Origin of the sequence: Enterococcus faecium (assembly GCF_029023785.1) — a bacterium.
Lineage (GTDB): Bacteria > Bacillota > Bacilli > Lactobacillales > Enterococcaceae > Enterococcus_B > Enterococcus_B faecium.
The window spans coordinates 45,537-71,335 of the sequence record NZ_CP118956.1; the positions used below are offsets into that span (position 1 = coordinate 45,537).

The following is a 25,799-nucleotide window of genomic DNA, read 5'->3' on the forward strand; positions in this document are numbered from 1 at the left end:
AGCACTTTTTCTATGGTCAAATATAGTTCAGAATTAAAAGCAGAAGTCGTTAGTGAATATCTTCAAGGTGACATTAGTATCAGTCTTCTTTCAAAGAAACGTAACTTGCCTCGAATACAAGGGTAGATGGATACAAAACTTTCGTTTGAGCGGCGCAGACGCTCTTAAACGAAGAAGAGTTAAACGAAGTTTCTCAGTTGAGTTTAAAGTTGATGTGATAAACTACTATCAAACTCATGATGAAACTTTAGCCGAAGTATCCGCAAAATTTGATGTTAATTCTTGTCAAATCAGTCTTTGGAGGACAGCCTTCAATCAGTATGGTATAGAAGCCTTGAAGCCTCATCCGAAAGGCAGAAAAACCAAAGTGAAACATAATAAGAAGAAATTACGTAAGTTAGTAAACAAGAACGAAATCGATCAACTTCGTGAAGAATTGACGAAAAAGAATCAAGAATTATATGATGCAAAATTGGAGAACGAAATCTTAAAAAAATCAATGACCCTGTTCGGAACCTCAAAGGACGAAAGAAAACACAAATAGTTGATCAGATCAGGGTCGAACAAGAGTCTCTTCCGAAATCTAACCGGTATAAAGTCGGCGATATTCTTAAGACCATTGGACTTAATAAAGCGACTTATCATGATGAACGTAAACGTATCAAAAATTATGTAGATAAGTATGAAGATGTAAAAGTAGAGATACTAAAAATTGCCGAAAGCGGAAGATATCGCGGACGTCTAACCTACGGTTATCGTCGCGTTCAAGAAGAGCTCATTAAATTAGATATCCATCTATCAGACGCCGTAGTGCGTCGTTTGATGGATGAATTAAATGTTCAAGTAAGCCTTTATAACCGCCACAGAAATGGTAGATATTCATCTTATAAAGGTACAGTTGGAAAAGTGGCCCGTAACGTTCTACATCAGCATTTTAATGAAACCGTACCTTTCAAAGTATTACATACCGATGTTACACAAGTACGCTTGGCCGATACTAAGTAGGCTTACGTTTCAGCTATTACTGACGAAGCAAGTAAGGAAGTTTTAGCATTTCAAGTAAGTAATAGTCCTAACAGTAAACTAATTATGGATACACTCGATGAACTCACAGAAAATATTCCGGAAGGAATAAAACCAATAATTCATTCAGATCAAGGTTGGCATTATCAATTGAATTACTATACCGATGAACTCTCTGAAAAAAAATTTATACAAAGCATGTCTCGTAAGGGAAACTGTCTTGATAATGCGCCAATTGAAAGCTTCTTTCATCTTCTTAAAACAGAATGTCTTAATGGATTTCCACAGTGTAAAGATATTGGATAATTCAAGGAAATCACAAATAATTACGTCGATTGGTTTAACAATCGACGAATATCACAGAAAACAAAAGGCATGACTCCCTGCGAATACAGGGAACATGCCTTAGCAGTTTAAAAATATTCAATTTTGTCTAACTTTTGTGTTGCACTTTAAATGAGGTGATCTTTTTGAATCTTTTAAGAAATTATAGCTGCTAATGCAGCACCAGTCCGAGAGTTTTTATCGTTTAGGCTATCTTTTGGATGACCTTCAAAACAAACTTGACCGCCGAATTTACCAGCATCGGGTCCCATATCGACTAACCAATCGGCTCGTGAAATTAATTTCAGATTATGTTCAATCAGAATTAATGTATTGCCCTTATCAACCAATCCTTCAAATAAATCGATCAATTGTTGAGTATCCTGTAAGTGCAATCCGGTTGTTGGTTCATCTAAGAAATAGATTCGGCCGGTATGATTCAATTCCATTGCTAACTTAACACGTTGCACTTCACCACCAGATAAAGTGGTCATCGACTGGCTAAGATTCAAATAACCAAGTCCAACTTGGTGGAGTAGACTAACCTTTTTGTAGATATCTGGCACATCTTTGAAAAATTCTAAAGTGTCGTTGATAGAAAGACTTAGAACCTCAGAAATATCTTTGCCATGATAAGTGTATTGTAGTGCTTCTTGGCTATAACGTTTCCCATGACACAACTCACATTCTTGAACGATTGGATCCATGAATGCCATCTCGGTGATCATCACACCTTTACCTTTGCAACGGGGACAAGCACCTTTACCGTTATAACTAAATAGTTGTGTTGAAACGCCATTGTTGGCTTTACTGAAAAGCTTTCGTAGAGGATTTAAAATGTTCAAGTAAGTTGCAGGTGTAGAACGAATATTCAAACCTACAGAATCCTGACTCAAATCAATATAGTCTTGATCAGAAACTTGTTGTTTGAAAGCTTGGACTAAAGTACTTTTTCCAGAACCTGCTGGTCCAGATATCACGGTCATTACACCTTGAGGGATTCTGGTAGATACGTCTTTTAAATTATGAGAAGTTACATGATTAACATTTAGCCAAGATTGAGGTTCACGAGGCTTTGGGAAAGTGATTTTTTCTCGTAACATTTTACCCGTAATCGTATCTGACCGTAATAGTTCGTCGTAGGTACCAGTGAAAGTTACTTGACCACCATTTTTGCCGGCTTGTGGTCCCATTTCCACGACATAATCTGCTGTCGAAATAATGGCAGGGTTGTGATCAACTAGGATAATGGTATTGCCATGTTCCTTGAGCTTTTTTAAGGATTGGGTAATTAATTTAATATCGTGAGGATGGAGTCCTACACTTGGTTCATCGAGTACGTAAACTAAATCGGATAGGGAACTCGTCAAATATTTGGCAATTTTAATTCGTTGAGCTTCTCCACCAGATAGAGTATCAGTTCCACGGCCAAGGGAAAGATAACCTAAACCGATGTCGACCAAAGCTTGAACTTTACTATGTAGTTCACGCACCATTGTTTTAGCCTTGGGGTCCGAGATATTATCCAAAAATTTTAGGACACTTACTAAATCCATATCGCTGACTTCTGCAATATTTTTGCCAGCAATTTTACCAGTTAGAGCCTTTTTGTTCAGACGTGTTCCATGACATACTGGGCAAGGTTTTCGAGTGACAATCTTTGATAAGGCAGCTTCATGATGACGACCTGAGGCACTATGAATAACAGAGCGAAGCATACGTGGAACTAGTCCTTCATATAATGCCGTACGGCCCCAATTTGCCGGTGGATTTTTTAATTTTTGTTGCGGAGCGTGCATGAATAAATCATATTCTTCATCGGTGTAGTCTTTAATTTTTTTGTCTAAATCAAATAATCCACTGTTGCCATATTCCTTCCAACGCCAAGTTCTCGGTTGAAAACCGGCAAAAGTCATTGCACCTTCATTGAGTGATTTATTAGGATCAATTAATTGACGTTCATCTATGTCGTCAACAAAGCCTAATCCCTGACATTTTGGACACATTCCCTGAGGTAGGTTAAAGGAAAACCATTCAGAATACCCAACCCAAGGCTGTCCAATTCGAGAAAACATCAAACGTAAGACGGAATAGATGCCGGTGTAGGTTGCCAGAGTAGATCGAGAATTACGACCAATAGGCTTCTGTTCAACCACAATTGCCACTGGTAAGTTGTCGATTCGGTTCACTTCAGGTTGACCGTATTTAGGCAAATATTGTTGGGTGAAACTAGGAAAAGTTTCATTCAATTCACGTCGGGAAACAGCGGCTAATGTATCAAAAACTAAAGAGGATTTACCAGACCCAGAAAGACCAGCAAATACAGTCGTTTTATGCTTAGGAATATCTAAACTGACATCCTTTAAGTTATTTTCTTGAGCTCCATGGATAGAGATAGTCCCATCTGCAAATAAATCAGTCATAAAAACCTCCAACAGTAAATTTATAATTCCATTATACATAGAAATCTCGTTTAACAAAAATAATCGGGTCTAGAATTTTTGGTGTTGGAAAGTATTTCCATTCCAAAAATACTAGGCCCTAATTTAAAAAGCCATTGATAATGGATCAAAAACGGCCACTAGGGTATACCCTGTTGGTCCTAAAATGTTATTCTATATGGACATAAATGAATAACTGATAAAGAAATAATAAACTTAGCAAAAAACAAAGATATTACAAAATTAAATAATTGAACCTATATAGTAAGAGTACCTAAACTCAATTAGATACTCTTTCAAAAAAATATAATGGTACTTATTACAACTCAAAGTCCCGACCATGCTTTGGGAGTTTTTACTTCAGCAAGTAACTCCAATAAAACTTTTGGTGTGGAAAAGCCGTTTCTAATAGTGAACCCACTAATTGCAGGTTGAAATTCTTTCTTATAATCATAATAAAATTCACCTTTAGCAGCACTATCTTTTATTTTTTCTTAATTGTCAAATTAAGTTAGACAGATCATCAATACTTACGTAACTCAAAAATACTTCCAAAGGTGTTCGATAATCCAGTGATTTTCTAGGAATATTATTTCGTTTAGATGCGACAGATTGAATAAAAAATTCATCTACTGAATTGAAATCCATAGATTTCAATAAACCATCTCTACGTAACAATCCGTTAGAATTCTCGTTTAGGCCTCTTTGAGACGGCGTTCCTGGATCAGCGAAATAAATGGCAATATCATTGACATTACTGATCTGTTTCCAATTTGAAAATTCCTTTCCACAATCAAAAGTGATGGATTTGAATAGGTTTTTCGGTACAGATTCAAACCATTGATTTAATTTTTTTTCAATATCAATCGCTTGTCTACCACACGGTTTCAATGTGATGATAACTTTTGATAATCGTTCAACTAAGGTAATTACAGCACTTTTATGTTTCAGACCTACGATAGTGTCACCTTCAAGGTGACCAAACTCATTTGAGAATTGGCTATAATCCTTTTCACGTTCATGAATAGAGCGGCGGAAAGTTTGTTTTCCACGTCTTTCTTGATGTCCATTCGGTTTACGCTTGCCTTTCATCGGTAAGTCAGAAGAATCAAATAGCCCCTTTTTGAACATACGATAAATGGTACGAGCAGAACAACTAATAGGAAACGCTGCACGACCAACAATCACATCGGGTGTCCATCCTTGAACAACCTTTCTTTGAATATATTCTGATTGTTCCTCGGGTAAAACAAGCGGACGTCTACCACAGTTTGATTTGTTTTTCTTATACTGTTGATAATATTCTAAGGCTGATTTTCCTTGCTTGAAGAACAGATATACTTTATGGATCGTTTGTCTTGAACGATTCAAGCAATGGGCAGTTTTAGCAACAGATTGATTCATTTTGAAATAAGACTCTATTATTACAAGTTCATCCGTTGTAAGATGGGTATAGGTCATTTGTACTCACTCCTTATAATTCTTTGGTCGGAACTATTTTGAGTGTAGCACAAATGACTTTTTTAGTTGTCTAGCTTAATTTTACAATCGGCGTTTTCTAAAATTTCACATAGATTTTTATCTTTTTTAATTTCTGGGGTGGCTAATGCAGTTTCAGTTAATTCTAGAATTTTGTTGAAGGATTTATTATTTTTCATAATAGGATATTAATGTCCCATACCTGCCAAGCCAGAAGCCCAGCCACTAATAACAATTCCTGCAATATTTTCTTTAGCTTCTCCCCAATTAACCCAGCACTTACTATTATTACAATAAATACCATTATCATATGAACGCGTAGCTGCATCAACTTTTGTACCAAAATTCGTCACAACTAATCCAAACTTTCCAATAAGAGTTAAACTAAATAATTTTTTTCTAATAAATCAATACCTCCTTTTTTCTAAAATAATTATAAATAATTTTCAGAAAAATTTGATAATTATATCATAAAAAGTTTTTTTGAAAGCATAATTGCAATAAAAAATCATTATTAAAACTAATCCCATTTTTATTCTAATCCGAAACACTAAAATACAAGAAAAAACCCGTGGTGCTAGTTAATTTTTTCCTAGAGGAAAATGTCTAAACATGTTGGTAAATCAACAAAAAAACGCATATATTAGTCTCAAAACTCCCAAGAAATGAGGACTACATATGCGTTCATCAAAATATACTGAACATTATACAGATACTTTTATAACATTCAAGGAAATTATGAGAACTGTTTCTAACATATACCACAATTGTGTACCAGATAAGATTAAAAACCGAAGAAATACTGATAAACTGAAGCAACGCGATACAGTGATTATTGCTTGTGTTATATGGGGCATAATTAATGGCTATACTAGCCAAAGAGCCACGTATAGAGCGGTTTGTTCCGTCTTATTTCCTAATGGTGACTTTCCTAGTAGGAGTCGATTCACTCGCTTAAGTTCAAACTTAGCTTACACTATCAAGATTATTCGATACTTTTTCATCAAGAAGCTCACCAAAGGTGAACTAGTCGGAATTATAGATAGTTTTCCTAGTCCATTATGTAAACCAGTTAGAAATAGACAAGCAAAACTATTGAATCAAATAGCCAAAGTTGGCTATAACTCAACAAAAAAATCTTATTTTTATGGTCTTAAAATTCATATGATCGTTACTAAGACTGGCTTTCCGATTACTTACTCAATCACGAATCCAGGTGTCCATGACGTGAAAGTGTTAGAGACTTTATCGGAAGAAGCGAATCTTCCCAATATCCTAGGGGACAAAGGATATATTAGCCATAAAATCCATGAAAAGCTTGCCCTTAAGGGCATTACTATATCCGTTCCGCCACGTAAAAACATGGATAAATCAGAAAAACTAGACCACAGCTTACTTGGAAAACAAAGAAAAACAGTTGAGACTGTTTGTTCTTCCTTAGAAAAATTAGGTTGTCAAAATTTCAACTCACGTTCTGTTAAAGGGCTAGAGAGTAGATTTGAAAGCATATTACTGGCTTACAGTGTTCTATTAAGTCGAGCACAACGACGTTTTGAAGGAACTTTGAAATATTCTTTAGGATATTAAAATTAACTAGCACCACGGGTATATAGATATATTTTTAACGTGTACAATTGATTCATTCCGATACAAATGAAATGAAGGCAAATAATATTAAATTAGGCGAATGTTTATTTTTTTTTAGGTTTGTCTAATATTTTACTTTAATTTAATAAAAAAGAGGTGTATACTTATGATATTTTTAAAGGAAGGTGGAAATATTTTGAAAGATACAACAAGTCAGTCCAATAAAGAGCACAAACATCGATTAATTCAGCATGCGAATGGTCCCTCTTTAGAGGAAATTAACGGAACAGTCGAGGTACCCAAAGGAAAAGGCTTTTGGAAAACCCTGTTCGCCTATTCTGGACCGGGAGCATTAGTTGCTGTGGGATATATGGATCCAGGCAACTGGTCTACTTCGATTACGGGTGGGCAAAACTTCCAGTATTTATTAATGTCGGTCATTTTAATGTCTAGTTTAATTGCAATGCTATTACAATATATGGCTGCTAAATTGGGAATTGTTAGTCAAATGGATTTAGCTCAAGCAATTCGAGCGAGAACGAGTAAAAAACTAGGAATCATTTTATGGATTTTAACGGAATTAGCGATTATGGCAACAGATATTGCGGAAGTAATTGGCGCATCAATTGCTCTTTATTTACTTTTTAATATTCCGCTTGTCGTCGCAGTCTTTATTACGGTATTTGATGTTTTATTATTATTGTTGTTAACGAAAGTTGGTTTTAGAAAAATTGAAGCAATAGTTGTCTGTTTGATTTTTGTAATTCTTTTTGTGTTTGTTTATCAAGTAGCGTTGTCTGATCCTAATTGGGGGGATGTACTTAAAGGATTGGTTCCGACTGGTGAAACGTTCTCCTCTACACATTCAATTGGTGGTCAAACGCCTTTAACTGGTGCATTAGGAATTATTGGTGCAACCGTTATGCCTCATAATTTATATCTACATTCGGCTGTGTCTCAGACTCGAAAGATAAATCGTACGGATGAAGATGAAATCGCAATGCTGTACGATTTTCAACATGGGATTCTAACATTCAATTGACTCTCGCTTTTTTTGTTAACTCCTTATTGCTCATAATGGGAGTTGCTGTTTTTAAAACAGGGGCAGTGAAAGATCCATCATTCTTTGGGTTGTATGAGGCTTTATCAAATCCGGATACATTGAGTAACGGAATTTTAATCACCGTTGCAAAATCAGGTCTTCTTTCTACATTATTCGCAGTCGCGTTACTAGCTTCTGGACAAAATTCAACGATTACCGGAACTTTAACTGGACAAGTAATTATGGAGGGATTCATTCACATGAGAATGCCAATTTGGCTAAGACGTTTAATTACGCGTTTGATTTCAGTTATCCCAGTGTTAATCTGTGTAATTATTACAAGCAGGCAAGGAACGATTCGGGAGCACACAGCGTTAAATACACTAATGAATAATTCACAAGTCTTCTTAGCTTTTGCGTTACCATTTTCGATGGTACCATTATTAATGATGACCAATAGTGAGGTGGAAATGGGAAGCCGGTTTAAAAATTCGATAGTTATTCGGATACTAGGATGGGGTTCAGTAATTGGATTGACATATTTAAATTTGATTGGATTGCCCGGCCAAATTGAAGGTTTTTTTGGTGAAAAGGTGACATCAAGCCAACTTGTACTAGCTGATTCTATTGCCTATGTCATTATCGTCGCAGTATTACTACTGTTAGCGTGGACAATTATTGAACTGTATAAAGGAAATAAAAAATATAATCAATTAATTAATGAAAGGTAAGATGCACTATGGAAGGATTTGATGAATTTAAAAATATTTTAGTTGGGGTAGATGAATCAGAAGGAGCTCAAAAAGCCTTTCAATATGCTGTAAAGCAAGCGAGTAAAACTGGAGCCGCATTACTGATTGCCTCAATTTTAGAAATTGAAGAGTTGAATGTTTATGAAGCGTTAGACCCTGAGTACTTGAGCCAGAAACGAAGTCAATTGTTACTTAATTTGGAAAAGTACAAACAATATGCAGAAAATAGCGGTGTAAAAAACATTCAGCTGTACAGTGGAGAAGGTGATCCGGCCGAGGAAATTACTAAGACGATTTTGCCAGCAACATCTGCAGATATCTTAATCATTGGATCGCGATCAATGCATGGAATTAAAGGATATTTTGGTTCGCATGCTACTTATATGGTTAAAAATTCTCCAATCTCAATTACAGTTATTAAGTAAATATTGCAGATAATATGTATTTGGGTCAATATCTTGGACAAATTTTAATATAGATGGTTATGCTATTTCTTGGATTTGAGTCAATATCTTGGACACATTTTAGTAGAGACGGTTAAGCCATTTTTTCTTTTGCTAATTCTTCAAATTCCTGTGGGGTTAGATAGTGAATCGAGCTATGGATTCGATTTCGGTTATAAAATCCTTCAATGTAGCTAAATAGCTTGAAAGTCGAAAGATATTATCATATAATGAGCTGCACTGCTTATTTTTATTAATTATCGAAAGGAAAAAAACAAGATTGGGAATCAATGGGAAAAAGAGGATATCGGTATTTGGGTTAGGTTATGTTGGTCTAGCGAATTCATTGTTATTAGGTCAGCATGAAGAGGTGGTGGGCTATGATATTGATAGTCACAAGATAACATTATTGGAACAAGGTGGCTCACCTTTAATCGATGATTACATCGAGAAATTTATTAAAGAGAAACGTTCGAATGTGAGCTATACTAGTGATTTTGAGCAGGCGGTTTTACATGGAGAGTATTTGGTGATTGCAACGCCAACAGACTATGATGAATCAACAGATTATTTTAATACATCGTCTATTGAAGACGTGATTGAAAAAGCAATTCAAATCAAAGCTGATGCGAAGTTCATTATCAAATCTACGATTCCAATCGGCTATGTTGCAACCCTAAAAAAACAATTTCCAAGTGTTCAAACTATTATTTTTTGTCCTGAGTTTTTGAGGGAAGGAACAGCACTGTATGACAATCTTTATCCGTCTAGGATCATCATTGGTGATACAACTGATGCAGCAAAAGAAATAGGTGCTTTATTTTTGAGAAATGTCTGGGATAAGGAAGTGCCTGTGCTATACACTGGTGAAACAGAGGCGGAAGCAATCAAGTTATTTGCCAATACTTACTTAGCCCTTCGTGTCGCTTATTTTAATGAATTAGACACTTTTGCGCAGATAAATGGACTTGAATCTCGACAAATCATTGAAGGAATGGGATTAGATGCGCGCATCGGTTCTCACTATAACAACCCAAGTTTTGGTTATGGTGGCTATTGTTTGCCTAAAGATACCAAGCAGTTAAAACAAAATTATCGTCAAGTCCCTGAGAGATTAATTTCAGCGATTGTTGCATCAAATGATGTTCGAAAAGATTTTGTTGCTGATAAAATTATGGCGAAAAACCCTAAAACAGTCGGTATTTATCGTTTAACGATGAAGCATGGTAGCGATAACTTTAGATATAGTGCGATTCAAGATGTTATGACAAGACTACAATCTAAGGGTGTTGAAATTGTTATTTACGAACCAACTTTAAGTGCGCCAAATTTTAAGGGAATTCAACTTGTGCATAGTTTAGAAGACTTTAAACAGGCGGCTGAGATTATAGTTGCCAATCGATGGGATGAAAACCTACGCGACGTTGCACATAAAGTGCACACTCACGATGTATTTGTGAGAGATTAAAATATAAAATCTATCAAATGGATTAATGGAGAGAAAATGTTAAACTTTTTAAGTATATTTTTATTGGTTTATGGTGTGCTTGCTATTTCGCACATTGTATTTCAAATTATTCTATGTCATAGTGACCATAGACGACAGAACAAGAAATCATTTAAGGATTTCCATAGTAACTATAAGGCTAGTGTTTCGGTCATAGTGCCTGCCTATAACGAAGTACCACAAATTTTGAAGAATTGTATTGATTCTATTGTGGCACAAAAAATACCTGACCTCGAGATTATTGTTGTTGATGACGGCTCAAAAAATCGTGAAGAATTGATTGAAAAAGTCTATAACACTTATCAATCGAATCCAAATGTTAAAATTTTATTGCCTGATGAAAACAAAGGCAAGCGTCACTGTCAAAAACTTGGATTTGATATTGCTAAAGGTGATATTATTGTCACAGTGGATTCAGATACCTTACTACATGATGAGAATGCTGTTGAAAAATTAATTCAGCGTTTTGCTGATAAGAAAGTTGGTGCTGTCACAGGTGATGTTCGAGTCGAAAACAAGAATACAAACATCTTAACACGTCTTATTACGTATCGCTATTGGTCTGCTTTTCACCAAGAGCGAGCAGCTCAAAGCCGCTTTCACGTTGTCATGTGTTGCTCTGGACCATTTTCAGCCTATCGTAAAGAAATAATTGAGGAAGTTAAAGAGAAGTACATTACACAATATTTCTTAGGCGAAAATTGTACCTATGGAGATGACCGTCATTTGACAAATTTGGTTCTTGAAGCAGGCCATGAAGTTGCTTTCCAAAGTGATAGTCAAGTTTATACTTTTGTTCCTGAAACAATTGGTGGGTATATCAAACAGCAAGTAAGATGGAATAAAAGTTTCTATCGTGAGATGCTCTGGACGATTAAGTTTGCACATAAGCATCCTGCTTATATGATGTATGATTTGGTCATGCAATTTATCTTACCGTTTATGTTGGTTGTGTCTTTAATCGCTATGGCTGTCCAAACAATTTTGTATCAGAATTTCGGACATTTATATCAGTATTTGATTATTTTGATTCTGATTGCTATTTTCCGTTCACTGTATGGTATTTATAGAACTAAAGATGTTGGATTTTTACTCTTTGTTATCTATGGCTTTATGCACGTACTAATTTTATTACCTGTTAGATTCTATGCACTATTCACATTGAAATCGACAAAATGGGGAACGCGATAAATCTTACCCATAACACTATTTTAAAAAAACAGCTTGCGTAAGAAAGCTGTTTTTTTTTCATTAAATAAATCGAATTGACAAAAAGGTTCTGTTGCAAAGTTTTCCAAAAAATCTATTTTAGTGTAAAATTGAGAAAAAAGACAGAGAGGACAGAGTAATGAATGATTTTAAAGGCAAACAATTCCAAAAAGACGTCATTATTGTCGCTGTTGGTTACTAGCTGCGTTACAATCTAAGCTATCGTGAAGTTCAGGAATTGTTATATGATCGTGGAATAAATGTTTGTCATACTACGATTTATCGTTGGGTGCAAGAGTACATCAAAGTCCTCTATTATCTTTGGAAGAAGAAAAATAGACAATCCTTCTATTCATGGAAAATGGACGAAACCTATATCAAAATTAAGGGACGTTGGCATTATCTTTATCGTGCAATTGATGCGGATGGCTTAACCTTAGATATCTGGTTACGAAAGAAACGGGATACGCAAGCAGCCTATGCTTTCTTAAAACGACTCCATAAACAGTTTGGTGAGCCGAAAGCAATTGTGACCGATAAAGCACCTTCTCTTGGCTCCGCCTTTAGAAAGTTACAGAGTGTGGGTTTATATCCTAAGACAGAGCACCGAACTGTGAAGTATCTTAACAATTTAATAGAACAAGACCATCGACCTATTAAACGACGGAATAAATTTTATCAAAGTCTCCGTACAGCCTCTTCCACGATTAAGGGCATGGAGACCATTCGAGGAATATATAAAAAGAACCGAAGAAATGGAACGCTCTTCGGCTTTTCGGTGTCTACTGAAATCAAGGTATTAATGGGAATAACAGCCTAAGATATTTGGAGTTCAGAGAGAGCGCGTTTGATTTTCAAACTTCGCAACAGAACAAATAGGGTTAATCTCATCAAGAAAAGGAGTTAGAAACAGTTGCGAAAATATATGATCTACCTCAGCAGTTTATTGGTCACATTTATCCTGAGTTATGCGACGATTACTTGGCTGATTATGCCCGTTCTCACTCGCTATCAAAGCCTGGCTAGGTTGATTAACCACTTTGACTATACCGCATTAACTTTAATACTCTTATTAACGCTGATTATCTGGTTGTTTGGCATCCAGTATCACCTCAAACATTTTTCAGTTATTTATCTCTATCTTGCTTTCAGTGTGTATTTATTACTGTTATTCATGGTGCTTTTTACTAAAACAACGGATTTTCAGGCGATATCACTGAATCCTTTTGACTTTATAAAAGCGGATACCAGAACGATTCAAGAGGCAGTGCTAAATATTATCTACTTCATTCCTTTAGGTGGCCTTTACTGTATCAATACTGATTTCAAACAGTTTGTCATTGTCAGTTTGGTCACACTTTTAGGAATTGAAACCATTCAATTTATCTTTTATTTGGGCACATTTGCCATTAGTGATATTATCTTGAATTTTTTGGGTTGTTTGATTGGGTATTATTGGTGTTAGTATCAAATCTTAGACAGCTTTTCGTAGAGACAAGAATAAATTAAACTTATCTACGAGAGGATGAATTTTTATGACCCGATATGAAGAAAATTTTAAACAAATGATTGTTGAACTGAATCAAACTGGACGTTCTGTTCGAGGGTTAGCGAAAGAATATGGCTTATCTGAAGCAACGATTTACAAATGGAAGAATTTATATTTACCTGATCAGTCCACAGGACTGACTGGAAAAGAAGTAGCTGAACTGAGAAAAGAAAATGCTCGTTTAAATGAGGAACTTGAAATCTTAAAAAAAGCCGCAGCCATATTCTCTCGGAAAACCTAAATTCGCTTGTTCAATTTATTGAAAAATGGTGTAAGGATTACACTGTTTCTTTGTTGTGTCGGTTATTAGAAATCCCTAGAAGTGTCTATTATTTTTATAAGAATAAACCGTTGACAGCTACAGAAATCAGAAATAATAAGTTGAAAAAGAAGATTTCAACAATTTTTTTTACGAATAAACAACGCTATGGTGCCACAAAGATCCATCAAGTTTTATTAAAAGAAGGGATTTCAGTATCTCTTAAACATGTCCAAAAGCTAATGAAACAATTAAATTTAAGGTCGATTGTAGTTAAAAAATATAGACCTCAAAGGTCTAATAAACCGATCATTTCAAAAGAGAATCTCTTAAATCAGGACTTTTCTACTGAAACGATCTGTGAGAAATGGGCAGCTGACATTACGTACATTCCTACTAAGAAAAATGGTTGGTGTTACTTATCTTCAATCATGGATTTACACACGAAAAAAATTATTAGTTATACATTTTCAAAACGAATGACTGTGGATTGTGTCATTCAAACATTGAATAAAGCAAAAATACATTATCACATTCCAGAAGGAATGATTCTACACACTGACTTGGGCAGCCAATACACAGCAAGAGAAGTGGAACAATGGCTTAAAACCAACAAAATAAGGCATTCTTATAGTAGAAAAGGAACACCTTATGATAATGCTGGAATCGAATCTTTCCATGCCTCATTGAAAAAAGAAGAAGTCTACACGACTAGCTACTCAGATTTTGAAGAAGCAAATCGAGCGCTATTTAGCTACATTGAAGGATTTTATAACCGAAATCGAATCCATAGCTCGATTCACTATCTAACCCCACAGGAATTTGAAGAATTAGCAAAAGAAAAAATGGCTTAACCGTCTCTACTAAAATGTGTCCAAGATATTGACTCAAATCCAAAATTGAAGAAATGAAAAAGTTCGGCGCAGAAAAAATTTTCATCGAGAAACAATCTGGAGCAACGATTACTCATCGACCGATTTTCCAGGAAGCTTTAGAGTTTGTCCGAGACCAAGATATTTTTATTGTCGAAGCAATCGACCGACTTGGAAGAAATTACGACGAAATCATTGCTTCAGTCAATTACCTAAAGAAGAAAAACGTGCAGCTGATCATCACCAGTCTACCGATCATGGCTGAAGCAATTGGCAATCCTCTTTTGGATAAATTCATTAAAGATTTAATCATCCAAATTTTGGCCATGATTGCAGAGCAAGAGCGTACCGAATCTAAACGACGCCAGGCGCAAGGCATTAAAATTGCAAAAGCAAATGGCGTCTATAAAGGTCGTCCAAAACTCTATAGTGCAGATACAAAAAATCCTCAACGATGTTTAGTTTATGAAAACATCGTTAAGGATTTAAATGAGGGCATAGCTATTTCAAAAATTGCTAAAAACTACAATATTACTAGACAAACTATTTACAGAATTAAGAATGATATTGAGTATAACAGTAATCAAATGAATTAAAAAAGTTCTTTATACATTAAAATTTCTTCTTTTAACTCATCAATTCTAGGAGATCTAACATCAGAATCAGCAATTGCATTTAATAACTCATCAATATTTTCTTTATTCGCTAGTAAAGGATCATAGTATTTTATATTCTTTTTAATTAATTCCAGAGTTTTTATATTTTGTTCTTTGTAATTAGCTAGAATTTCTTCTACAGTTTCGCCTGAAATCATAGCCATATCTGAACCAGTATTGATTCCTTTGAATGGATAAGGTTCTTTATCATATGCCTTTATCATTTCTACTAAATCATCATATCCTAAGTGTTTTTTAACATACAGCATAAAATTTATTAATGTAAAAAATGGCATTGAAGAATAGTCTGGAAATATAAATTGAAACAGTTTGTTCGCAAAATATTTATCATCATCATTGCTTTCTGGTGACACTGACAGGCTGCTAAGCCACTTTAAATACAATTCAAATATAATTATTTGTTTTTGTGAATTATCTTCATTCTCATCATAAATAAGTTTATCGGGTAAAAGATTATCTAAGTTATCTACTAAAGATAGGCTATTAGCTTTCTTGGCATAAGATATTAATTTTAAAATATTATTATTTAGGAATAATCTATATTCTTCTCCAGATAATTCTTCTAAAAATTGTGATAGGAATTGATTATATCTGTTACTAGAATTCCAATTAAAAATAGAGTTTTTTGTATAGATATCGAAAAAATCATTTACTTTTTTTATATCTATATTCTTTCCTTCAAGATACACACATTTTATTTCGGAATAAATAAATTTGGATAAACGCTCATAAACATCATAATCGATAGTATTGTACGTATTTATTTCATCAAATTTATTCATGTCTATACTAGTGAAAAAGATAGACATAAATTCTAATTTTTTTTCATAGTCTTTATTTTCTTCACATTGATCTATATACATATCCATCAGATCGATTTCTTCTATCTCTCCATGTTGATCCACTGAATTCCATATGAGAGACCATATTTCTTTCTGAACAGCTTCATTCTTGGATAAGTTACTAATATATCTTTTCCTACATTCTGTTCTATATTTAACGGTTTCACTAGAATTGTTTTTTGAATAAGTACGCTTGTTAATAATCCAAAAATAGCACCTAACTAACGATAGAATAGATAAGCTTATGCCGATTACATATAAAAGAAGTACTATACAGTTAAGTTTTCTATAAAACTCATTACTTGCTGAATTTGTTTGATAGAAAAGTAAAGGCAATGTTAACAATATTAGTCCAAAAGACAGTTTTTTTATTTTTATAACTTGATCAAATACTACCATTTTATCCCAATCAACAGCATTCTCATTTTCAAATAAAAATGTAGCAATTGGTATAAATAATGCCAACACTGTACTTGTTATATTCCATAAAAATCCCGAATCCATAATTATTTTCCTCCTATATAAAATTTGTAAAATGTAAATATAATTACTCAATTATCTTTTTAAAAGCTTCCTCCATTAATATAATATTATCATCCAAATCGTCGATGTTGGGAGCGTCAATAATTTTGTGTAAATAACTCGTCCTTCTGCAAAATAATGGGTTACTCAGTAAACATTGAAGCTAATGTATCCGTCACTTGTTGGAAGCCTTTATGGCTTCTATTTAAGAATTTTTGATTGTATGTATCAAAGATGGATACTAGGAAACGCTCTAGTGATTCTTCATTTTGAAACTGATCTTTTCTGCGGCTGTATTTCTTGATTTGTTTATTGAAAGATTCGATTAAATTAGTTGAGTAAATGCTTCGGCGGATACCAGGCGGAAACTCATAAAAAGTCAATAAATCTTGATTTTTTATCAGTGACTGCGTCACTTTAGGATAAGTTTTCTGCCACTTCTCAATCATACTCCCTAAAAAGGTATTTGCCTCTTCCTTTGAGCTAGCTTGATAAACAGCCTTAAAATCATCACAGATTTCTTTTCGATCTTTGACACGTACTTTATGAGCAATATTACGGGAAACGTGAACACAGCAATGTTAGTATTTAGCTTTAGGATAAATCTGGTGAATCGTATCTTTCATGCCTTTTAAGCCATCGGTAATAAACAGTAAGACATCATGAACCCCTCTGGAGTAAATGTCCTGTAACAACTCATTCCAAACGTAGGTCGATTCAGTCGGAGCAATCGCATAACTTAGTACTTCTTTAGTGCCGTCTTCTCGTATACCAATGGCAATATAGATTGCTTCTTTGGAGACGGTTTGCCGTTTTAAAGGAATATAAGTAGCATCCATGAAAATAGCGACATACTTATCATTTAGAGTTCTAACTTTAAATGCATTTACTTCTTCAGTCAGCACTTTAGTCATGTTGGACATGGTTTGGGGCGTGTAGTGATGCCCATACATTTTCTCAATCAAGTCTGCGATTTCCGACATGGTAATACCTTTTCGGAAGAGGTGAATGATGGTCTCCTCTAAGGTATCATTCGTCCGTCTATAAGCAGGAACAGTCTGTTGCTTGAACTCGCCGTTGCGGTCGCGCGGAATCTGGAGATGAAGTTCCCCGTACTCGGTCTTGACCGTACGGTCATAGGAGCCGTTACGAGAATTACCCGTGTTAAAACCAATACGATCGTACTTTTCGTAATCGAGGAAAGCCGTTAACTCCGTTTTGAGAAGCGTATTGACAGCTTTTTCCAAATGGACACGGAATAATTCATTCAAATCGCCTTTGTTCGCTAGAGTCTTTAGAATTTCTGTAGTAAAATCGTTCATATGGAAGTCCTCTTTTCTGTGAATGTGTTGTGGTAACTCTATTCTACAGAAGGGACTTCCTTTTTTCTATTTACACAAAATATTTTACACTCTCTCGATGTTACATCTATAGAATTCTTTTATTACTTTCAAAGTATCTAAAGTTATCACAAATGATAGTTTTTCCAATACATGTATTTGTAACGCTGATTCTATTCCAATATTTGATGCAATATGATTAATAGTGCCAGTTCCATGAACATCCATTGATCCAATTCCATATATAGAAAAATATAGAGATTTGTCGATATTAAGTCTTTTCATCAACTTCAGTATGCTTGTTTTCTTTTCTTGGTCTAAATCGTACCAATGCCTATTGTCCCATCTTTTTGTTCCTTTATACTTAAATAATTTTTTCTGTTCATTCTTGTAATACGTAATTATATCATATGATTTGTCAAATTAAGCTAGAATAAAATGCTTCTTGTACATAGCTCAAAAATATTTCGATTGGTGTTCTGTAATTCAATGATTTTCTTGGAATATGATTACGTTGATTGCTGACACTGGAAATAAATGTCTGATTCACTTCTCTAAAATCCATTGATTTCGGCAGTCCATTACGACGCAGAATCCCGTTAGAATTCTCGTTTAATGGGCGTTGAGAAGGTGTTCCAGGGTCCGCAAAATATATATCAATATCACCCGTGGTGCTAGTTAATTTTAATATCCTAAAGAATATCTCAAAGTTCCTTCAAAACGTCGTTGTGCTCGACTTAATAGAACACTGTAAGCCAGTAATATGCTTTCAAATCTACTCTCTAGCCCTTTAACAGAACGTGAGTTGAAATTTTGACAACCTAATTTTTCTAAGGAAGAAAAAACAGTCTCAACTGTTTTTCTTTGTTTTCCAAGTAAGCTGTGGTCTAGTTTTTCTGATTTATCCATGTTTTTACGTGGCGGAACGGATATAGTAATGCCCTTAAGGGCAAGCTTTTCATGGATTTTATGGCTAATATATCCTTTGTCCCCTAGGATATTGGGAAGATTCGCTTCTTCCGATAAAGTCTCTAACACTTTCACGTCATGGACACCTGGATTCGTGATTGAGTAAGTAATCGGAAAGCCAGTCTTAGTAACGATCATATGAATTTTAAGACCATAAAAATAAGATTTTTTTGTTGAGTTATAGCCAACTTTGGCTATTTGATTCAATAGTTTTGCTTGTCTATTTCTAACTGGTTTACATAATGGACTAGGAAAACTATCTATAATTCCGACTAGTTCACCTTTGGTGAGCTTCTTGATGAAAAAGTATCGAATAATCTTGATAGTGTAAGCTAAGTTTGAACTTAAGCGAGTGAATCGACTCCTACTAGCAAAGTCACCATTAGGAAATAAGACGGAACAAACCGCTCTATACGTGGCTCTTTGGCTAGTATAGCCATTAATTATGCCCCATATAACACAAGCAATAATCACTGTATCGCGTTGCTTCAGTTGATCAGTATTTCTTCGGTTTTTAATCTTATCTGGTACACAATTGTGGTATATGTTAGAAACAGTTCTCATAATTTCCTTGAATGTTATAAAAGTATCTGTATAATGTTCAGTATATTTTGATGAACGCATATGTAGTCCTCATTTCTTGGGAGTTTTGAGACTACTATATGCGTTTTTTTGTTGATTTACCAACATGTTTAGACATTTTCCTCTAGGAAAAAATTAACTAGCACCACGGGTATCAATATCATGTTGGTTACTAATGGCTTTCCAGTTAGAAAATTCTTTTCCACAGTCAAACGTAATAGATTTAAAGAAGTTTTTAGGGAAGCGAGAAAACCATTGATTAAGGGCAGTTTCAATATCTAATGCCTTACGGCCGTTGGGTTTAATCGTGATAATGACTTTAGATAATCTTTCAACTAAAGTAATGACGGCACTTTTATGATGAATGCCAACGATCGTATCACCTTCAAGGTGACCAAACTCAGAATTGAAATCAGGATAATTATCAGGTCGATCATGGATTGAGCGCTGATACTGTTGTTTTCCCCGTTTTTCCTGATGGCCATTGGGTTTTCTTTTACCTTTCATCGGTAGTGTGTCAATATCAAATATTCCTTTAGAAAATAAACGATAAAGTGTTCTCATACCGCATGAAACAGGCCTTTCTTTTCGCCCGATAATGACGTCAGTGGATAGGCTACAATTAACTAGACAGAAAAATTAAGGTGTGTAGACTAGAAGAAAACATACCAGGAGGAATTTTTATGTCTAAGAGAACACGAAGAACTTTTTCACAAGAATTCAAGCAACAAATCGTCAATCTTTACTTAGCTGGAAAGCCACGTGTAGAAATCATTCGAGAATATGAACTAACGGCTTCAGCATTTGACAAATGGGTAAAGCAATCTAAAACGAGTGGTTCATTCAAAGAAAAAGATAATCTTACGCCTGAACAAAAAGAATTGTTAGAACTACGTAAAAGAAACCAGCAATTAGAAATGGAAAATGATATTTTAAAGCAAGCAGCGCTGATATTCGGACGAAGAGACAAGTAATCGATGCGAATAAGCATCTTTACCCTATATCAGCGATGTGCAGAATATTAGGTCTATCACGTCAGTCCTATTATTATCAATCAAAACCAAAGAAAGACGAATCAGAACTTGAAGAAGTAGTCGCTGAAGAATTTATCCGCAGCCGAAAGGCCTACGGCTCAAGAAAAATAAAAAAAGCCTTATCAAAACGAGGCATTCAGATCAGCCGACGAAAAATTAGTAGAATCATGAAAAATAGAGGATTAAAATCGAGCTATACTGTTGCTTATTTTAAAGTACATCATTCTACTTGCAATGAAGCCAAAACGACAAACGTATTGAATCGTAAATTCTTAAGAGACAGCCCATTAGAAGCGATCGTAACAGACTTGACTTATGTACGAGTCGGGAAAAAATGGAATTATGTCTGTTTCATTTTGGATCTGTTCAATCGAGAAATTCTCGGCTATTCTTGTGGAGAACATAAAGATGCCGTTCTAGTAAAAAAAGCATTTAGCCGTATCAAACAACCTCTGACAGAGGTTGAGATTTTTCATACTGATCGTGGAAAAGAGTTTGATAACCAAGCTATTGATGAATTATTAACAACTTTTGACATCAATCGATCATTGAGTCATAAAGGCTGTCCTTTTGATAATGCCGTAGCTGAATCAACTTATAAGTCGTTGAAAGTAGAATTTGTCTATCAATACACATTTGAAACCTTACAACAATTGGATTTGGAGTTATTTGACTATGTCAATTGGTGGAACCACCTTCGGTTGTACGGTACACTTGGCTACGAGACACCGGTTGGTTATCGTAACCAGAGATTGGCGCAGCGAATCCTTGATAATGAGCTCGGATGTGCTAACGCTAGCGAGGCAGTCTAACTTTAACTGTTAGCTCCTGCCGAAGATCGTCACATCCGAGGAGGCTCATTGTCAAGGACAATCGGAATAGCATACGGAAAGAAGTTCTGCACCTTATAAAATTTGTCAAAAAAACTGTTGCCATTCCATCAGGCGTCCAACCAAGAGTGACTTTCTCTTTAATGTAATCTACTTCATGAGCAGGTAATTGAATGACTTTTCTCCCACATTTTTTCTTATTTTCTTTATACTGGTGCCAATAATCAAGAGCAGTCTTGCCTTGCTTGAACTTATTGACTACATTATAAATAGTTTGTATAGCACGTCCCATTCGGTTAGCGATTTCAACCGGCTTATTATGTTGAAGATAATATGATTCTATCATTGTCAGTTCGTCTATGGTAAGATGTTTGTAGGTCATTTATGGTTACACTCCTTTGTTTTCTTTCGTCGGAAATACAATTTGAGTGTACCATAAATGCCTTTTTATTTTTCTAACTTAATTTTACAATTCGCGTATATTTTAATTCCTAATTTTGCTCCACTTTTAGATAATTTTTAGGTCTATTTAACTCATCAGACATTCTATGCTCATTTTCTCCAAATTTGTTTCAACTCTTTCGTACTTAATTTTGCGTATTTGAAAATTCTTCTTTTAGAGTACTTTTATTACGATACTAGTATGATATATATCTATAGCAAACAGTTAAAATCTTCCTAAAATAAGCGAATAGCATTCCTAAAACCTATAAAATTTTTAGATGAAGCGACAAGTGGACAATTAATAAACTACTTGAACATGAAATTATGGATCACCTTTCAAATTTAGAAAATGGAATTCTTATACTTATTGCGCAACATTTATTGATTGCAAAATTATGTGACAAAAAGAACTAGTAGAAGAAGGAATAATGGCTTGATAATAAAGTACTACCTATTAAAGGTAGTACTTTATTTAATTTAGTATAAATTAACATACTACTATATTTTAGGTTTCATATTATATAAATTAATAATATACTACCATTTGTTGGTAGTATAATTTAAAGGTAATAAGTTATTCTTTTATTACTATGTTTGGGTTTTATAGCAAAGAAAGTTTAATAAGAGTTTGGACCTAGCAAACAATATTAATGAGGTCATTAAATCTTATTATCTTTAGTAATATAACGAAATATCTACACAGACAAAATTATGATCTTGCGTAAAGTTATAAAATATTAATAAAAATATTTTATTAATGAAAAGCTTGGTAGCACGGTTATTCATATGCTAATTTATTTCACTTTATAGTAAGGGGAGTTCTTAGTATATTGTTCAAACTTAAATTTCATATAATTTAATTATGTAAATTAGCTATTCTAAGAACTTCTACGGATAACTGCCCGTCTAAAATTTAAATAAGAGCTTAGAATCTTCATATAAGTAAGGTTAATTTTTTTGTACAAAAAAGTCGGAATATTCTGAGTTACTGAAATGATATAAAATCATAAACTAAATCCCTTGATTTTCTTGACTTTGAACAGAGTATGTATATAAGTTTATGATTATGGTAAAATATATATATAATCATGAACTCAGAATATTTTTAAGAAGGGAAACAATAGTGAGCTATAATGTACAACCGTTAAGGACAAATGAAGAGATACAAGATTTTCAGTTTTGGCTAAGAAGAACAAGTAATCCGGAAAGAGATAGTTTTTTATTTTTGTTTGGAATCAATAATGGGTTACGTATGTCAGACATTATAGGATTAAAAGTTGGAGATATACGAGGTAAAAGTAAGCCTATTATTGTTGAACGTAAAACAGGTAAGCGAAAACCGATTTTCATAGATAATTTGAGAGAAGAGATTTTATTATATACTGAAGGCAAAGAAGAAAATGATTGGTTGTTTCCAAGTCGGCAACAAGGTCGACATATAACAAGGGATCGTGTCTATCAGATATATGCGGATATAGCGGAAAAATTAGGAAGAGATGATATAGGAACACATACATTAAGAAAAACTTTTGGGTATCACTACTACAAAAAAACTAGAGACATTGCTACCTTAATGTTTATTTTTAATCATAGTTCTCAATCGATTACTAAAAGATATATTGGAATTACAGAAGATGAAATCGGTGCTTCCTTAAAAGGATTTAAATTAGGTATTTAATCTTTGCATGATTAGAGATAAAAAAAACCAACTACGAAATCTATTTGTAGTTGGACTTTTTTTTATAATGAATTCAATGCATCAATTGTAGCCGCATTGTCTATATGGGTATATAAAGTCGTTGTATTGGTACTTGAATGTCCCAATTGTTGGGCAGTCAATACCAAAGAATTTGTCTGTTGGTAGAGTCTAGTAGCCAATGTATGACGCAGTTTATGCGGACTGACTTGGACTCTGAATCCTTTCGAATATTTTGCTACCATCCGTTCGATTGCAATACCGGATATACGTTTGGCTTCTCCTTGGTAAATTGCTAGAAATAATGCTTTTTCGTTTTCTGTCACTTTATATCTTTCTTTCCGAATAGCTAGATAATTAGCTAAATATTCCATTGCGAACGCTGCTATATTGACCGCATCTCTCTTATTTCCTTTTCTAGTTACTACCACATTATTCTTATCCAAAGATAGATCATCTAAGTTAATATTTACAACCTCGGAGAGTCTCAATCCAGATCCTAAAATCAGTGCATTGATCGCCAGGTCTCTTTCTACATCTCGATGGTAATAGATCAGAGCTCGTTTGCTCAAAGTATTTTTATATTCATTGGCAATATAATCTAGATAATTTTGTGTATCTTCGTCTAGAAATAATTTTTTCTCAATGGCATTTGCACGAGCTGCTAAAGTTGTTTTATCTGTGATAGTTGCTACCTGGTCCATAGGATTATCGTCTAAGTATGGTTTTCCTAGAGGATTATTGGAACTTTTCGAAAGATATTTAAATAGAACTTTCAATGCTGTTATATTTCTATTGATAGTAGAAGTGGATAGGCCTAAGTTATTATTATCTTCGAGCTTAGCTTTTGTTGTATCTTTTTTTACATTTTCTTTTGCGCGACGTTTCAAATGAGATTTGTACAAGTTTAGGTCATAGGCAGTTAAATGTCTTATCGAGGTGATTGAAGTATCAGGAACGATAGACTCACTCAGAAGCCATTCATAAAAGAGCTTATAATTTTTTAGATATTCTAAAGTGGTTCGAGGTGATTGATCTTTATCTTCACGATCTTGAACAAAATCTTTTATATAATCGGGCATATGAAGTATGATTGTATCTATTTTTTGATATATTTCTGTATTTTTCATGTCATTCATCCTTTCAATAAGTAGGAGAGAGGAGTACCCCTACAATTGGACTATACCAATTATAGGGACGTTTGTCAATTGGTATGCTATATTTTTTTTGGAAAACACAAATTATATAAGGTTCTATATAATCATATAAAATAAATGGTATATATAAATAGGCGAGGGGATAGCAGTTTGTATTCTAAAAATTTTTTTGGTTTTTCTTAATTCTATAGAAAGAACAATCTTTCTATAGAGTTAGACATGAGAGGGACTACGATTGATTTAAAATCAATAAGCGTATATACTGTATATACAAACAAAAAAGGGGAGAAGACTATGGCAATCAAAGAAAGAAAATTCAGAGAAGTAGGGAATTCAGTAGTATTAACTATTTCAAAGGAGTTTCTTAAAGAAAATGGGTTAAATCCTGGAGATACGGTTTTTTTAGATGAAGAAAAACTTCGAGCAGCAATTACAAAAAAACAAACCTTATCTGATGAGATCGATGTAGCAATATCTCAAGCATTAACTGAATATGATACTACTTTTAGAGAGCTTGTCGATAAATGAGTGTTCATTACCTAGAAGCCAAAGATGTTATAAAAATGAATGTGATCCAAATAAAAAAATACTCTCCTAATGAACCCATTGGTGTAAAGGACGCGAATGCTTTAGAAATGTGTGTAGGACAACTTCGAGCCTCAGCTTTTGGTGAAGAGGTTTATCCTTCGATTTATGAAAAAGCAGCTATCCTACTTATACAATTGATAAAGAAACATCCTTTTCATAATGCAAATAAACGTACTGCTTTCTTAGCTACTTTTGTCTTTTTGAAAATCAATGGACAGCTTTTAGCTATTGATCAAAAAGATGCTGTAAATTTAGTGGTATATATTGCTACATATGATAAGGATTTTGACCAACTAAAATATGAAGTGATCAACACTATAAAGACACATACGAAACCCATTTAAGGAGTTGCTGTATGTGTCTTTATAGTGTTATTAGCTGCTATAGCGAAATAATTGAAGTAAATTACAAATAGCTATAATTCAAATCCAACTATACAGAAAACGTAAATTTTCTATATACTTGGATATGCTGGAATGTTTAAGAGAATAATTACATTTCTAGAAAATACAATAAAAATTACAGGATAATTAGCCATATCCTACCTCCTCTAGCAGTTGCTCAAAAGTTAGCACTAAGTAACTTCTTTTTTGTTGCTGGTAACAATTTATCAATACTAAAATAGCTTTTA

Annotated in this window: 20 protein-coding genes and 10 pseudogenes; 17 read left to right on the forward strand and 13 right to left on the reverse strand. The window is 34.1% G+C overall.

Features of this window, described 5'->3' with window-relative positions; all coding sequences use genetic code 11:
- The first annotated feature begins 12 nt into the window (after window positions 1-12).
- The 4 genes and pseudogenes from PYW34_RS12530 to PYW34_RS12545 all read left to right on the forward strand — a co-directional run bounded on the left by PYW34_RS12530 (window position 13) and on the right by PYW34_RS12545 (window position 1,440).
- Window positions 13-544: pseudogene (locus PYW34_RS12530) on the forward strand (transposase).
- A gap of 167 nt (window positions 545-711) precedes the next feature.
- The gene (locus PYW34_RS12535; RefSeq protein WP_232842509.1) at window positions 712-1,005 is read left to right on the forward strand and encodes an IS3 family transposase; all 294 of its coding nucleotides are present in this window, start codon (window positions 712-714) and stop codon (window positions 1,003-1,005) included.
- A 15-nt stretch (window positions 1,006-1,020) separates the two neighbouring features.
- Window positions 1,021-1,329 (forward strand): DDE-type integrase/transposase/recombinase, encoded by a 309-nt coding sequence (locus PYW34_RS12540; protein WP_100214378.1) that lies wholly within the window; start codon window positions 1,021-1,023, stop codon window positions 1,327-1,329.
- Between the two features lie 48 nt (window positions 1,330-1,377).
- Complete coding sequence (locus tag PYW34_RS12545; RefSeq protein ID WP_225362175.1) at window positions 1,378-1,440, forward strand: hypothetical protein; 63 nt, start codon at window positions 1,378-1,380, stop codon at window positions 1,438-1,440.
- Between the two features lie 62 nt (window positions 1,441-1,502).
- Here the strand turns inward: PYW34_RS12545 and PYW34_RS12550 are convergent, their stop codons facing one another.
- The 5 genes and pseudogenes from PYW34_RS12550 to PYW34_RS12565 all read right to left on the reverse strand — a co-directional run bounded on the left by PYW34_RS12550 (window position 1,503) and on the right by PYW34_RS12565 (window position 5,620).
- Entirely contained in the window at window positions 1,503-3,770 is a 2,268-nt protein-coding gene (locus PYW34_RS12550; RefSeq protein ID WP_002334580.1) for an ATP-binding cassette domain-containing protein, read from the reverse strand.
- Between the two features lie 344 nt (window positions 3,771-4,114).
- Window positions 4,115-4,282: pseudogene (locus PYW34_RS12555) on the reverse strand (bacteriocin immunity protein); the annotation flags it as partial.
- Window positions 4,283-4,289: 7 nt separating this feature from the next.
- Window positions 4,290-5,249 (reverse strand): IS30 family transposase, encoded by a 960-nt coding sequence (locus PYW34_RS12560; RefSeq protein ID WP_002301399.1) that lies wholly within the window; start codon window positions 5,247-5,249, stop codon window positions 4,290-4,292.
- Window positions 5,250-5,344: 95 nt separating this feature from the next.
- Window positions 5,345-5,446, reverse strand: a pseudogene (locus tag PYW34_RS13080) (bacteriocin immunity protein); the annotation flags it as partial.
- A gap of 9 nt (window positions 5,447-5,455) precedes the next feature.
- Entirely contained in the window at window positions 5,456-5,620 is a 165-nt protein-coding gene (locus PYW34_RS12565; protein ID WP_002298900.1) for a leucocin A/sakacin P family class II bacteriocin, read from the reverse strand.
- A gap of 325 nt (window positions 5,621-5,945) precedes the next feature.
- Between PYW34_RS12565 and PYW34_RS12570 the strand changes: the two genes are divergently transcribed.
- From PYW34_RS12570 to PYW34_RS12580, 3 genes and pseudogenes are all read left to right on the forward strand, one after another.
- Window positions 5,946-6,854 (forward strand): IS982-like element ISEfm1 family transposase, encoded by a 909-nt coding sequence (locus tag PYW34_RS12570; RefSeq protein ID WP_115354393.1) that lies wholly within the window; start codon window positions 5,946-5,948, stop codon window positions 6,852-6,854.
- A gap of 166 nt (window positions 6,855-7,020) precedes the next feature.
- Window positions 7,021-8,627: pseudogene (locus PYW34_RS12575) on the forward strand (Nramp family divalent metal transporter).
- An 8-nt stretch (window positions 8,628-8,635) separates the two neighbouring features.
- Window positions 8,636-9,073, forward strand: coding sequence for a universal stress protein (locus PYW34_RS12580; RefSeq protein WP_002297835.1), 438 nt, complete (start codon window positions 8,636-8,638; stop codon window positions 9,071-9,073).
- Between the two features lie 112 nt (window positions 9,074-9,185).
- Here PYW34_RS12580 and PYW34_RS12585 read toward each other — a convergent pair.
- Window positions 9,186-9,293, reverse strand: a pseudogene (locus PYW34_RS12585) (IS3 family transposase); the annotation flags it as partial.
- Between the two features lie 78 nt (window positions 9,294-9,371).
- Between PYW34_RS12585 and PYW34_RS12590 the strand changes: the two are divergent.
- The 6 genes and pseudogenes from PYW34_RS12590 (at window position 9,372) to PYW34_RS12615 (ending at window position 15,083) form a co-directional block, all read left to right on the forward strand.
- Complete coding sequence (locus PYW34_RS12590) at window positions 9,372-10,559, forward strand: nucleotide sugar dehydrogenase (protein ID WP_002334574.1); 1,188 nt, start codon at window positions 9,372-9,374, stop codon at window positions 10,557-10,559.
- Between the two features lie 36 nt (window positions 10,560-10,595).
- Window positions 10,596-11,789: a glycosyltransferase gene (locus PYW34_RS12595; protein ID WP_002334573.1), complete on the forward strand. Its 1,194-nt coding sequence runs from the start codon at window positions 10,596-10,598 to the stop codon at window positions 11,787-11,789.
- Window positions 11,790-11,946: 157 nt separating this feature from the next.
- Window positions 11,947-12,627, forward strand: a pseudogene (locus PYW34_RS12600) (IS6 family transposase).
- Between the two features lie 93 nt (window positions 12,628-12,720).
- Window positions 12,721-13,272: a VanZ family protein gene (locus PYW34_RS12605; RefSeq protein ID WP_002334571.1), complete on the forward strand. Its 552-nt coding sequence runs from the start codon at window positions 12,721-12,723 to the stop codon at window positions 13,270-13,272.
- Between the two features lie 70 nt (window positions 13,273-13,342).
- Window positions 13,343-14,469, forward strand: a protein-coding gene (locus tag PYW34_RS12610; protein ID WP_094850654.1) for an IS3 family transposase whose coding sequence is annotated in 2 segments (ribosomal slippage) — window positions 13,343-13,571 and window positions 13,571-14,469 — 1,128 coding nt in all. Because the reading frame shifts where the segments join, the coding sequence is not laid out codon by codon here.
- 53 nt (window positions 14,470-14,522) lie between these two features.
- On the forward strand, window positions 14,523-15,083 hold the full coding sequence (locus PYW34_RS12615; RefSeq protein ID WP_002334569.1) for a recombinase family protein: 561 nt from the start codon (window positions 14,523-14,525) through the stop codon (window positions 15,081-15,083).
- Here PYW34_RS12615 and PYW34_RS12620 read toward each other — a convergent pair.
- The 5 genes and pseudogenes from PYW34_RS12620 to PYW34_RS12640 all read right to left on the reverse strand — a co-directional run.
- Window positions 15,080-16,510: a hypothetical protein gene (locus PYW34_RS12620; RefSeq protein WP_002334568.1), complete on the reverse strand. Its 1,431-nt coding sequence runs from the start codon at window positions 16,508-16,510 to the stop codon at window positions 15,080-15,082. The genes PYW34_RS12615 and PYW34_RS12620 overlap by 4 nt on opposite strands.
- 161 nt (window positions 16,511-16,671) lie before the next feature.
- A pseudogene (locus PYW34_RS12625) lies at window positions 16,672-17,850 on the reverse strand (IS256-like element ISEfm2 family transposase).
- A gap of 436 nt (window positions 17,851-18,286) precedes the next feature.
- Window positions 18,287-18,538 (reverse strand): annotated as a pseudogene (locus PYW34_RS12630) (transposase); the annotation flags it as partial.
- 14 nt (window positions 18,539-18,552) lie between these two features.
- Window positions 18,553-19,461, reverse strand: a complete 909-nt coding sequence (locus PYW34_RS12635; RefSeq protein WP_002332708.1) for an IS982-like element ISEfm1 family transposase — start codon at window positions 19,459-19,461, stop codon at window positions 18,553-18,555.
- A 111-nt stretch (window positions 19,462-19,572) separates the two neighbouring features.
- Window positions 19,573-20,028 (reverse strand): annotated as a pseudogene (locus PYW34_RS12640) (IS30-like element IS6770 family transposase); the annotation flags it as partial.
- A gap of 74 nt (window positions 20,029-20,102) precedes the next feature.
- Here PYW34_RS12640 and PYW34_RS12645 point away from each other — a divergent pair.
- Window positions 20,103-21,265 (forward strand): IS3 family transposase gene (locus PYW34_RS12645; RefSeq protein WP_115354384.1). Its coding sequence is split into 2 segments (ribosomal slippage): window positions 20,103-20,379 and window positions 20,379-21,265, totalling 1,164 coding nucleotides; the frame shifts between segments, so codons are not numbered across the junction.
- 127 nt (window positions 21,266-21,392) lie between these two features.
- Here the strand turns inward: PYW34_RS12645 and PYW34_RS12650 are convergent.
- A pseudogene (locus PYW34_RS12650) lies at window positions 21,393-21,665 on the reverse strand (IS30 family transposase); the annotation flags it as partial.
- Window positions 21,666-22,850: 1,185 nt separating this feature from the next.
- Here PYW34_RS12650 and PYW34_RS12655 point away from each other — a divergent pair.
- Entirely contained in the window at window positions 22,851-23,405 is a 555-nt protein-coding gene (locus tag PYW34_RS12655; protein ID WP_002318477.1) for a tyrosine-type recombinase/integrase, read from the forward strand.
- Window positions 23,406-23,467: 62 nt separating this feature from the next.
- Here the strand turns inward: PYW34_RS12655 and xerS are convergent, their stop codons facing one another.
- On the reverse strand, window positions 23,468-24,553 hold the full coding sequence (gene xerS / locus PYW34_RS12660) for a tyrosine recombinase XerS (protein ID WP_002295762.1): 1,086 nt from the start codon (window positions 24,551-24,553) through the stop codon (window positions 23,468-23,470).
- A gap of 321 nt (window positions 24,554-24,874) precedes the next feature.
- Between xerS and PYW34_RS12665 the strand changes: the two genes are divergently transcribed.
- Both PYW34_RS12665 and PYW34_RS12670 read left to right on the forward strand, forming a co-directional pair.
- On the forward strand, window positions 24,875-25,108 hold the full coding sequence (locus tag PYW34_RS12665; RefSeq protein WP_002295764.1) for an addiction module antitoxin: 234 nt from the start codon (window positions 24,875-24,877) through the stop codon (window positions 25,106-25,108).
- A complete protein-coding gene (locus PYW34_RS12670; protein ID WP_002307501.1) occupies window positions 25,105-25,512 on the forward strand; it encodes a type II toxin-antitoxin system death-on-curing family toxin in 408 nt (135 codons plus the stop codon). The genes PYW34_RS12665 and PYW34_RS12670 overlap by 4 nt, the downstream gene beginning before the upstream one ends.
- Window positions 25,513-25,799 lie beyond the last annotated feature (287 nt).

Coding starts and splice junctions, on each gene's coding strand:
- PYW34_RS12550 (WP_002334580.1), bottom strand. CDS start 3,770: ATGACTGATTTATTTGCAGATGGGACTATCTCTATCCATGGAGCTCAA.
- PYW34_RS12560 (WP_002301399.1), bottom strand. CDS start 5,249: ATGACCTATACCCATCTTACAACGGATGAACTTGTAATAATAGAGTCT.
- PYW34_RS12570 (WP_115354393.1), top strand. CDS start 5,946: ATGCGTTCATCAAAATATACTGAACATTATACAGATACTTTTATAACA.
- PYW34_RS12580 (WP_002297835.1), top strand. CDS start 8,636: ATGGAAGGATTTGATGAATTTAAAAATATTTTAGTTGGGGTAGATGAA.
- PYW34_RS12595 (WP_002334573.1), top strand. CDS start 10,596: ATGTTAAACTTTTTAAGTATATTTTTATTGGTTTATGGTGTGCTTGCT.
- PYW34_RS12615 (WP_002334569.1), top strand. CDS start 14,523: ATGAAAAAGTTCGGCGCAGAAAAAATTTTCATCGAGAAACAATCTGGA.
- PYW34_RS12620 (WP_002334568.1), bottom strand. CDS start 16,510: ATGGATTCGGGATTTTTATGGAATATAACAAGTACAGTGTTGGCATTA.
- PYW34_RS12635 (WP_002332708.1), bottom strand. CDS start 19,461: ATGCGTTCATCAAAATATACTGAACATTATACAGATACTTTTATAACA.
- xerS (WP_002295762.1), bottom strand. CDS start 24,553: ATGAAAAATACAGAAATATATCAAAAAATAGATACAATCATACTTCAT.
- PYW34_RS12665 (WP_002295764.1), top strand. CDS start 24,875: ATGGCAATCAAAGAAAGAAAATTCAGAGAAGTAGGGAATTCAGTAGTA.
- PYW34_RS12670 (WP_002307501.1), top strand. CDS start 25,105: ATGAGTGTTCATTACCTAGAAGCCAAAGATGTTATAAAAATGAATGTG.